This is a genomic window from Chelativorans intermedius (assembly GCF_025398255.1).
Lineage (GTDB): Bacteria > Pseudomonadota > Alphaproteobacteria > Rhizobiales > Rhizobiaceae > Chelativorans > Chelativorans intermedius.
In genome coordinates this window covers 1-9,050 of sequence record NZ_JAODNW010000048.1, presented here as the reverse complement: position 1 = coordinate 9,050, position 9,050 = coordinate 1, and the positions used below count along the sequence as shown (strand labels likewise).

6 protein-coding genes and 1 CRISPR repeat array are annotated in these 9,050 nt (G+C 62.9%); all 6 genes read left to right on the top strand.

The genetic code is table 11. The features are described from left to right. The first annotated feature begins 118 nt into the window (after nucleotides 1-118). On the top strand, nucleotides 119-649 hold the full coding sequence (locus NYR58_RS19690) for a DUF2924 domain-containing protein (RefSeq protein WP_261522847.1): 531 nt from the start codon (nucleotides 119-121) through the stop codon (nucleotides 647-649). Beyond that, on the top strand, nucleotides 646-1,956 hold the full coding sequence (locus tag NYR58_RS19685) for a recombinase family protein (protein WP_261522846.1): 1,311 nt from the start codon (nucleotides 646-648) through the stop codon (nucleotides 1,954-1,956). The genes NYR58_RS19690 and NYR58_RS19685 overlap by 4 nt, the downstream gene beginning before the upstream one ends. Next, a complete protein-coding gene (locus tag NYR58_RS19680) occupies nucleotides 1,953-2,387 on the top strand; it encodes a hypothetical protein (RefSeq protein ID WP_261522845.1) in 435 nt (144 codons plus the stop codon). Before NYR58_RS19685 ends, NYR58_RS19680 begins: the two co-directional genes overlap by 4 nt. A gap of 94 nt (nucleotides 2,388-2,481) precedes the next feature. Then, a complete protein-coding gene (cas9, locus tag NYR58_RS19675; RefSeq protein ID WP_261522844.1) occupies nucleotides 2,482-5,751 on the top strand; it encodes a type II CRISPR RNA-guided endonuclease Cas9 in 3,270 nt (1,089 codons plus the stop codon). A 44-nt stretch (nucleotides 5,752-5,795) separates the two neighbouring features. Beyond that, the gene (gene cas1 / locus NYR58_RS19670; RefSeq protein WP_261522843.1) at nucleotides 5,796-6,710 is read left to right on the top strand and encodes a type II CRISPR-associated endonuclease Cas1; all 915 of its coding nucleotides are present in this window, start codon (nucleotides 5,796-5,798) and stop codon (nucleotides 6,708-6,710) included. Next, nucleotides 6,703-7,050 carry a CRISPR-associated endonuclease Cas2 gene (cas2, locus tag NYR58_RS19665; RefSeq protein ID WP_261522842.1) on the top strand — a complete coding sequence of 116 codons (348 nt, stop codon included), beginning with the start codon at nucleotides 6,703-6,705 and terminating at the stop codon, nucleotides 7,048-7,050. Before cas1 ends, cas2 begins: the two co-directional genes overlap by 8 nt. 72 nt (nucleotides 7,051-7,122) lie before the next feature. Next, nucleotides 7,123-8,940: direct repeats of the CRISPR family, unit length 36 nt; unit sequence ATCCTAGCAGAAGAAGCGGCGTGGCCAAACCCGGAC. Between the last annotated feature and the right edge of the window lie 110 nt (nucleotides 8,941-9,050).

The following is a 9,050-nucleotide window of genomic DNA, read 5'->3' as shown; positions in this document are numbered from 1 at the left end:
GGCTGGTCCGGCTGAGGCTGCGCGAACATGACGAAGCTTCTGACGATACTGGAGAAATTCGCCTACACTCTCCGGCCAAGCAATGCCGTCATGCAACTCCAACTCAAGAGGAGAACGCATGACGACACAGGATCCCATCCCGGCGCGCCTCGCCGCGCTCAAGACCATGAAGACGCCAGAACTGAAGCGGCAATGGCGCGAGCTGTTCGACAGCGAGCCGCCGCCCTTCAACCGCCGCTACCTCGAAAGCCGGCTGGCCTACCGCATCCAGGAACTCAGCCTTGGCGGGCTGAAGCCCGAGACGATCCGGCGGCTGGAGCGGCTGGGCGAGGAACTGGACGGTGGCGACCGCAAGAAAAGCCGCGTCCGCGCCGACGCCATGCCCATCGCCGGCACCCGGCTGATCCGCGAATGGCAGGGAGTCGAGCACGTCGTCACCGTCACCGCGGACGGCTTCGAGTGGCAGGGGCGGCCCTACGGATCGCTGTCCGCCATCGCCCGTGCCATCACCGGCACCCGCTGGAACGGCTGGGTCTTCTTCGGGCTCAGGAACCGGAGGGTGAGCGGCGGTGGCCGCAGGCCGGCTGAGGCTCCAGTGGAGCGTCCGCAGCCGCGAACGCCCGGAGCGCAAGCGGAGGGCCAGACATGACCAAACCGATGGTCCGGAAACAGCGCTGCGCGATTTACACCCGCAAGTCATCCGAGGAAGGGCTGGAGCAGGAGTTCAACTCGCTCCACGCCCAGCGTGAGGCCTGTGAGGCCTATATCGCCAGCCAGCGCTCCGAGGGCTGGGTGCTGGTCCGCGATCAGTATGACGACGGCGGCATCTCGGGCGGCACGCTTGACCGACCGGGGTTGCAGCGGCTGCTGGAAGACATCGAGGACGGGCTGGTCGACGTCGTGGTGGTCTACAAGATCGACCGCCTCAGCCGGTCGCTCGCCGACTTCGCCAAGCTGGTGGAGGTGTTTGACCGCAACCATGTGACCTTTGTCTCGGTCACCCAGTCCTTCAACACGACCACGTCCATGGGCCGGCTGACGCTGAACATCCTGCTCTCCTTCGCCCAGTTCGAGCGGGAGGTCACCGCCGAGCGCATCCGCGACAAGGTCGCCGCGAGCCGGAAGAAGGGCATGTGGATGGGCGGCGTCCCGCCCTACGGCTACCGGGTCGAGAACCGAAAGCTGGTGGTCGATGACGAAGCCGCCAAGCATGTCCGCTGGATCTTCGCCCGCTTCCTCGAGATCGGATCGGGCACGGAACTGGCGCGCGAGGTCGCGAAGCGCGGCATCCGCACGCCGCGCGGCAACCGGATCGACAAGAAGTACCTCTACCGGATGCTGAACAACCGCGCCTACATCGGGGAGGCGGTCCACAAGGGCGAGAGCTATCCCGGCGAGCACGCCGCCATCATCGACCGCGAGACGTGGGATCGCGTTCACGCCATCCTGCGGACGAGCCCCCGCAAGCGCGCCGCCCGCACCCGCGCTAAAACACCGGCACTACTGAAGGGTCTGCTGTTCGGGCCAGATGGCACGGCGTTCTCACCGACGCATACCCGCAAGGGCGACCGGCTCTACCGTTACTATGTCAGCCAGACGGTGCTGAAGCACGGCGCTGGATCCTGCCCGGTGGGTCGTGTCCCCGCGGGCGAGATCGAAGCCGCGGTCATCGACCAGCTGCGCGCCGTGTTCCGCCAGCCCGAGATCGTGGCAGGGACATGGAAGGCTGCCCGGGCGCAGGATGGTGATGTGACCGAGGCTGATGCGCGCGCGGCGCTGCAGCAGCTCGATCCGCTGTGGGACGAGCTCTTCCCGGCCGAGCAGGCCCGCATCGTGGCGTTGCTGGTCGAGCGGGTGGACATCGGCACGGAGAGCCTGAACGTCAGGCTGCGCGTGGACGGGCTCGGTGGGCTCGCGTGCGAAATGCTGGCCGGCAATATCGAGGCTGCAGCATGACACGCGTGGCTCCGATCCCCGACACCATCACGCTCCAGGTCCCCTTCCGCGTCGTGAAGCGCAGCGGGCGGAAGGAGGTGCATGTGCCGGAAGGCGCGATGTCGTCGCGCCGGACAGACAACACCCTCGTCAAGGCACTCGCGCGCGCCTTCCGCTGGAAACGGATGCTGGAGTCGGGCGAGTTCGCCACCGTCGGTGAATTGGCTGAGCACGAGGGGATCGCGCCCTCCTACATGACCCGCGTCCTGCGCCTGACCCTGCTCGCGCCCGATATCGTCGAGGCGATCCTGGACGGGAAGCAGGGGCCGGAGGTAACGTTGGCGAGTATGCTTGAGCCGTTTCCGGTGGAGTGGGATCTGCAAGAGGCAGGTGGTTTCGACCGGATAAATGGCAAGGGGCAGGCCGCAGCCTGCCCCAATGGTGTGGTCTGAAACCTTATCGCGGGAAAGACCACGCCGCTTCTTCTGCTACGAATTTCAGATTACTCTGGCATATTGTCGTTTTGCAAGCATGTTTGGAGACAGAATGTACCGATTTGCATTCGACCTTGGGTCCGGGTCGCTCGGTTGGGCGGTTTTTGAACTGAGCGAAGGGGACTCAACGCCAGTTGCGCTGACCGACTTGGGGGTGCGTGTTTTCCCGACCGGCAGGGATCCCAAATCGAAGGAATCGAACGCGCTCGGCAGGCGGCAGCCCCGTCAACAGCGACGGCAGATCGACCGTCGGAAAAAGCGCCGGGTTGAACTTGAAGACAGGCTGGTTGCGGCCGGCTTGATGCCTGCCGCAGATAATCTGGATGACAGACGCGAATTCTTTGGGATCGATCCCTATGAAGCCCGCGGTCGCGCTGCCCGTGGCAAGGCCGATCTGCGGGACCTCGGCCGCGCGATCTGGCACATCTCCAAGCATCGGGGCTTCAAGAGCAACCGAAAGGCAGACCGAACGAACGAGGATGACAAGGGAAAGATCGCGACCGCCTCGGCCACGCTGCGCGAATTGCTCGCAGAACAAGGCGCCCCGACCTACGGCGCCTGGCTGGCGGATCGACATGCCAGGGGTGAAGCTGTGCGGGTGCGACCGCATGGCGAGGGGGCCAAAGCGGCCTATGACTTCTACCCCACCCGCGCGATGCTGGAGGATGAGTTTGACCATATCTGGCGTGTACAGGCAAAGCATCACCCCAGCCTCACCGGTGCGGCGCGCGACGCCATCCGCGACAGTGTCTTCTTCCAGCGGCCGTTAAAACCGGTCAAGCCGGGTCGCTGCACCTTCTTCCCCGACGACTACCGGCTGCCGAAATGGCATCCGCTGGCGCAGGAATTCCTTATACTGCAACAGCTCAACATGCTGCGGATCATCGACGAAGGTGGCGAACGGGGGCTGGATCTGACCGCACGCGACCTGATCGCACGACACCTGATGTCGGGCGAGAAACTCACCTGGTCATCCTCAAAAAAGGGGTTGCGTGGGATCTTGCGATTGTCCTCCGAGGTCAAGATCAATCTCGAGGAAGGCGGGTTGAAGGAACTCGCCCACAACACCCTGGCAGCCCGACTGGTCGGGACGGACAAGAAACCCGGCCCCCTTGCCAATGCCTGGGAAGGACTTGGTCCGCGCCGCCAACTCCTGCTTGTGAAGATCCTTGCGGTCACTGTCTCACCGGATCGAACCGTCGAGCGGCTGGAGAAGTGGATCGGATTGTCGCGCGAAACCGCGGAACGGGTCGAGAAAATCACCCTTCCCGACGGCCACCTCATGCTCGGCGAGCGTGCCGTTCGCGCGATCCTGAAGGTCCTGCGCGAAGAGGTCGTGGTCTATTCCGACGCGGTCAGGCAGGCCAGCGAACGCGGGCTGTTCGGCGACGGCGTGGTGATCCACCACTCCGACTTGCGCCCCGAGGGCGATCCGGGGCTGCCAGACCTGCCGCGCTATAACGAGTTGCCGGCACTCAGGCACATGATCGGTACGGGGACAGGCGACCCAGACGATCCGCCCGACATCCGCTTTGGCCGCATCTCAAACCCGACCGTGCATATCGCGCTTGGCCAGTTCCGGCGGGTGATGAACGCGCTTATCGCCCGTTACGGCAAGCCCGCCGAGGTGGTGATCGAGACCACGCGCGACATGGCCAAATCGGCGCGCGAGTTGAACGAGATCGAAAAAGACATTCGCAATAACACGAAGCGGAACGATGAATGGCGTGCCGAGTTGGAGAAACACGGGATCGTTGCACCGGGAGCCAGAATAGGCGACCGCTTCCTGCGCATGCGGCTTTGGGAGGAGCTTGGCACATCGAATGCCGACCGGATTTGTCCCTATTCGGGCAACCCCATCTCCTTGCACCAGCTGCACTCGGATGCGGTCGAGATCGACCACATCCTGCCCTTTGAGGATACCTTCGACGACAGCCCGGCCAACAAGACCGTGTGTTTCCGTGCAGCCAACCGGATCAAGGGCAAGCGCGCGCCGGGCGATGCCTGGTCGGGGGCTGACCTCGACGCCATCATCGCGCGGGTGAAGGCTGCGCCGGGGATGAAGCGCAAGCTCTGGCGGTTCCTGCCAGGGGCGCTGGAGAAATGGCAACAAGACAAGAGCTTCGAGGATCGCCAGTTGAAGGCAACCGGCTATCTTGCCCGCGTTGTACATGCCTATGCCGATCAACTGTTCCCAAAAGATGGCAAGCGGCATGTCCGAGTCATTCCGGGCCGGATGACGGCCATGATGCGCCGCCGCTGGGGGCTCTACCTGCCTGATCACAATACAAAGACACGAGACGACCACCGGCACCATGCCCTCGATGCGGCAGTTGTTGGGGCGATTGATGAATCAATGGTCTTCCGCCTGCAAAACTATGCACGCCAAATCGGGGCCGAGGAACTGGATCGTGTGTTGCCGAACCCGCCGGAGCCGTTCGAGGGCTTCCGCGATCAGGTCCGCGACCGGGTGGCGAAGCTCATTGTGAGTCACCGACCGAACCGTCCCATCACGAAACGCGAGGCAATGACCCGAAAGGAGGCAGGAGAAAAGCACATTCCCAGCATAATCAACGGACCGCTCCATGAGGATAAAGCCTACGGGCTGGTCCGCGACGTTCCCGAAAACCAGGCGGCGCGGATGATCGGCAATGTCGTCGTCCGCAAACCCGTCACCGATCTGACTGCCAAGGAGATCGGCCAGGTGCGAGACGAGAAGATCCGAAACGACCTGCTGGCCGCGACACAGGCCCAGAAGTCGGACAAGAAGGCCCTCGCCGAAGCCCTCAAAGTCTGGAGCGAACGCACCGGCCACAGGCGGCTCCGGATCATCAAGCCTGCATCGACCGCGAGACCGATACATGCCGCCGATGGCCGCCCCTACAAGTGGATGGTGCCCGGCGAGATTGCCTATCTCGATATTCTGCAGGACGAAGACGGCCGATGGGTTCACCACGCCACCGACATCTGGGCCGCCCAGTCGGCTGTTCAGACGGATTGGAAGGAAGCACATCCCGGCGCGCGATTCATCATGAGGCTGTTCAAAGGGGACACGATCCAGCTGTTCGATCTGGACCAAGACGGCGATCCTGTTGCTGGAAGTAACCGGATCAAGAGGATTGTCCGCCTTTCGCCCAGTAACTCGGTACTTTATCTTGTCGGGGTCAACGACGCAGGCGACTATCAGAAGCGCCACGCGGATACCGACGATCCGTTCCGCTGGGATTTCGCTAATATCGGAAAGCTCAAGCAGCGCCGTGCCCGGCGGGTGCGCATCGACGAATTGGGGCGGGTGAGGGTCGTGCCGCATGGTGTGATCTGACCATCAGGCCAACCTGTCGGGCCTCGCATTTCAGGGAGGCCACTATGGTTGGACAGATACTGGAACTGACACGCGCGGGACTTGCCGTGCACAAGCGCCGCGGGTTTCTTGCGGTGGACGAAGGAGGTGCCGAGGCCGGCTGTATCGGGCTCGAGGATATCGAAGCGGTGCTTGCCGCGAGCCCCGGCCTGATGTGGTCGAACACCGCGCTGGCCGAACTGGCTGCCCGGCAGGTGCCGGTCATGGTGCTCGGGCCCTCCTTCTCACCTGTCGCGGTTGTCCTGCCACTCGCCGGTCACCACGCCCAGGCCGAGCGGTTCCGGGCGCAGGCGGACGCGACGCTGCCCCTGCGCAAGCAGGCCTGGGCCAGTCTCGTCCGCCACAAGATCGCCGCCCAGGCCGAAGCGCTTGACCGCATCGGCGCCCCTTCCGAACGCCTGCGCCGGTTGATGGTTGCGGTACGTTCCGGCGATCCCGACAATCGCGAAGCCCAGGCGGCCCAGGCCTATTGGCCCCTGCTCATGGGTAAGGCGTTCCGGCGCGACCGCGATGCAGCGGGGGCCAATGCCCTTCTGAACTACGGTTATGCCGTGCTGCGCGCGGCAACCGCGCGGGCAATCGTCGCCTCCGGCCTGCATCCGTCTCTGTCGCTGCACCACCGTTCCGGCGGCGATGCCCTGGCACTTGCGGATGATTTGATGGAGCCCTTCCGTCCGACGGTGGATCTTGTCGTTCACCGGCTTGTCAGCTCGGGCATCATCGAGGTGACAGATGCGCGCGAAGACCTCGTGGCCTGCCTCTCAGCCGATTTTCCGACTAGGAACGGGGCGACACCCCTGTCCCATGTCCTGGTGCGCCTCGCGCAAAGCCTGGCTCGCTCCTTCCTCGACCGCAAGCTCCGGCTCGATTTCCCCTCCCGCCCGCTGCCCGATGAGACATCGGAGCCGGAGGATGCCTGAACGCTACCAGCAACTGTCGGGGTACCAAATCATGTGGGTCTGGGTTCTTTTCGATCTTCCCGTTGGCACCAGGGCCGAACGCAAACGGGCAATGCGTTTTCGTAACGATCTGCTGGACCTGGGCTTCGAGATGGTGCAATTTTCTGTCTATCTCCGCCACGCATGGAGCCGGGAGAAGGCCGAATCATACGCGCGGCAAGTGGGTGATTGCATTCCCGAGGCCGGACATGTCCAGATTCTGTTCTTCACTGACAAGCAATACGCCCAGAGTCAGGTCTTCCGTGGACGTGCACGAGCGCCGAAACCAGAGGAAAAACCGCGCCAACTGGTGCTTTTGTGACGTGCTTGGCACCATTTTTTCCAGCCAGGCACAAGAAAAAAGCCCCGCGCAACAGGGAGTTGCGCGGGGTAGATCCTAGCAGAAGAAGCGGCGTGGCCAAACCCGGACTTGATCATCGAGGCATTCCCGATCCCGGTCATCCTAGCAGAAGAAGCGGCGTGGCCAAACCCGGACATTATCGGCGACTATATCGCTCGCATTGGCATCCTAGCAGAAGAAGCGGCGTGGCCAAACCCGGACGATCACGGGTATCTTAGCCTTCGCCGCTGCATCCTAGCAGAAGAAGCGGCGTGGCCAAACCCGGACGCGGGCGGCGCAAGTAATTCGACGGTACGAATCCTAGCAGAAGAAGCGGCGTGGCCAAACCCGGACTCTTCTGTCAGGTCGAACACCACCTCGTCAATCCTAGCAGAAGAAGCGGCGTGGCCAAACCCGGACGCGAAGGCGCGCAAAACATCGTCGGCATTTATCCTAGCAGAAGAAGCGGCGTGGCCAAACCCGGACCAGCCAATCCGGGCGGCATTGCGCCGCGCGATCCTAGCAGAAGAAGCGGCGTGGCCAAACCCGGACCTCGATAGCGGAATGCCATGGCTTGTCTGGATCCTAGCAGAAGAAGCGGCGTGGCCAAACCCGGACATCTCGGCTCGCTTGTCCTGTCGATTAGGCATCCTAGCAGAAGAAGCGGCGTGGCCAAACCCGGACCAGTAGGTGGCAAAGGCAAAGCCCGCGGTGATCCTAGCAGAAGAAGCGGCGTGGCCAAACCCGGACGGACGCGGCGACTTCGCTCATTTCCTTTTCATCCTAGCAGAAGAAGCGGCGTGGCCAAACCCGGACTCATGTAGTTGCCAAAGGCGTCGAGCGCGCATCCTAGCAGAAGAAGCGGCGTGGCCAAACCCGGACGCGGCAACGCCACTGGTATCCTTCTGACCGATCCTAGCAGAAGAAGCGGCGTGGCCAAACCCGGACATCGGGAAGGCGACACCGATCCGCGTGAAGATCCTAGCAGAAGAAGCGGCGTGGCCAAACCCGGACTCGATTGCGTGAGCGGGCTTGTAGCGGGGAATCCTAGCAGAAGAAGCGGCGTGGCCAAACCCGGACTGATCATCCAGCCAGCAGCGCTTGGACCAGATCCTAGCAGAAGAAGCGGCGTGGCCAAACCCGGACGATCACGACCGTGCCGTGGCTCTTGGCAATATCCTAGCAGAAGAAGCGGCGTGGCCAAACCCGGACTGGATGGGCTGGTGCAGGAGCCTTGTCCTGATCCTAGCAGAAGAAGCGGCGTGGCCAAACCCGGACAAGTCTCGCCAAACCCTTTCGGCTCCAGCGATCCTAGCAGAAGAAGCGGCGTGGCCAAACCCGGACAGGGACGGCCTAGAGCTGCTCCTTGCGAAAATCCTAGCAGAAGAAGCGGCGTGGCCAAACCCGGACACCCTAGAGGCAATCTCGCCCTTACCTATCATCCTAGCAGAAGAAGCGGCGTGGCCAAACCCGGACGATCACGACCGTGCCGTGGCTCTTGGCAATATCCTAGCAGAAGAAGCGGCGTGGCCAAACCCGGACTGGATGGGCTGGTGCAGGAGCCTTGTCCTGATCCTAGCAGAAGAAGCGGCGTGGCCAAACCCGGACAGGGACGGCCTAGAGCTGCTCCTTGCGAAAATCCTAGCAGAAGAAGCGGCGTGGCCAAACCCGGACACGGTGCCGGAAATGAAGCCGCGCACCGTGATCCTAGCAGAAGAAGCGGCGTGGCCAAACCCGGACCACCGTGCCCTCGATATCGTCGATCATTCCATCCTAGCAGAAGAAGCGGCGTGGCCAAACCCGGACTGCGGACCTTCAGTTCCTGGCCGACGGCAGATCCTAGCAGAAGAAGCGGCGTGGCCAAACCCGGACCGAAGACTACCGTAACTCCCATACATGCTGATCCTAGAGCGGGATGAAACGAGGCTGAATCGGCAGGGATTCCCTTTGGCGGTGAATTCTGATTCAACATGCTGGCTGGA